The organism is Acetobacter pasteurianus subsp. pasteurianus LMG 1262 = NBRC 106471 (assembly GCF_000285275.1).
Lineage (GTDB): Bacteria > Pseudomonadota > Alphaproteobacteria > Acetobacterales > Acetobacteraceae > Acetobacter > Acetobacter pasteurianus.
Genome location: NZ_CADO01000125.1, coordinates 1 through 1,466 on the forward strand (window position 1 = coordinate 1; position 1,466 = coordinate 1,466).

The 1,466-nt window shown below is 50.2% G+C and carries 2 protein-coding genes; both read left to right on the plus strand.

Features of this window, described 5'->3' with window-relative positions:
• Positions 1-134: 134 nt before the first annotated feature.
• On the plus strand, positions 135-872 hold the full coding sequence (locus APA10_RS15460; RefSeq protein WP_050998032.1) for a hypothetical protein: 738 nt from the start codon (positions 135-137) through the stop codon (positions 870-872).
• 114 nt (positions 873-986) lie between these two features.
• On the plus strand, positions 987-1,397 hold the full coding sequence (locus tag APA10_RS11875) for a hypothetical protein (protein ID WP_003628648.1): 411 nt from the start codon (positions 987-989) through the stop codon (positions 1,395-1,397).
• Positions 1,398-1,466: the final 69 nt, after the last annotated feature.

The window sequence follows — 1,466 nt, forward strand, 5'->3', positions numbered from 1 at the left end:
CTGGCCCAGGAACAAAAACGGCGTGCAGAGGCTGAACTGGAAATCACCACTCTGACACGCCGCTTGTCCGATTACGAGAATGACCGTCCCCGCGATGCCCGTGGACGGTACACTAGAAGAAGCAGGGCATCAACGTGGCAGATGGCAAACCAGAAGTAATTAAGTGCAGAGCAGGTGATTGGATTACATATAGGGAAGGGAAAGCGGACGCCTTTCGTTTCCAGTATGCTTATGATGATCACATCCGTGCATTTGGTATAGGATTAGGAGAGAAATCCTTTCCACTGCGAGAATGCAAAGTATTTCGTCACGTTAGTGATGATGAACATGTTGATGCGCTCGAAAAACTTACATTGCATTCAGGCCCATCTGGTGAAGTTCTTCCAGAACGTCAGCAGCATGGCGATATTGCGACCATCTGGCTGGAAGAAAAAGGAAAACCTACAATCGCAGTTTCCAGCTCATGCGGGCTGTTAAATAAGCTGCATAATTCTGGCGCGATTAGTGATGCTGCAGTTGCTTCTGCACAGGCATGGGCTAGGGATTACGAAACAGGAATTATGGGGGGCAAAGATCCGGAAGCATCTAGTAAAGGTGGAAATCCAGATCCGGAATATGCGCTCTTATCCCGCATTGCTGCGGCTGCTCGCTGTCGATATGTGGTAAAATGCTTAGGGAAACGTTCAGAAGATTTTCTGTATAGTTTACTGATTGACCATATGAGTATTTCTCAGATTGCAGGGCAGCGGAAGCGTGACCGGCGATATATCTCTGGGGCTATTGAATTGCTTTTAGAGCAGTTGTCGGACGTGTATGCCAATCTGCCGGGCGAGATGTGGTTTAACAAAGCGCCTCAAACAACTGATAAATGATTTTTAGAGTTATCTTGACTGTCCACAGATAACCTGTCTATTCTGGTATCCTCTTCGAAGTCGTGTGCCCATCTGGGCCACGGCTTTTTTTGTATCCTCTGAAAAGCTGAACGCATGAAACACTGGCAGAAGATCTGCCGTGGTGCTGTTCTGCTGCGTGGGGAGAAGATTGTTCTAGTCGTTTCGGCAGATGGAAATGTGGCGCATTGCGTGCGCATGGTTCCAGATCGTCTGCCACGGTATCGGGCTGATGTGATTTTGCGGGCCGTCGGTGGCCTGAAAAATACGGTTGCCCGATGTGATGCCCTTGCATGCGAAAAATATGGCCACCTGCAATCGCTGCGCGAACTGCCAGCGGGTGCGGTGTATGCTGAGCACGACATGCAGCGCATTGATGCCGCACTACGCAAAGAACATGCTTCCCGCACGGTGGAAGAGTTGCCACCCGGCGTGATGGAAACAACATGGCGCGGGCCAAAATGGGGTGATTGCGGCCGCAAGGTTGGCGGCGCTCTATCCGGTTAAAAGCGTCATGATAATGCGGTATTATCTGACACGGCATACCTGCCAAGGTGTCAGATAACCCGCAGAACA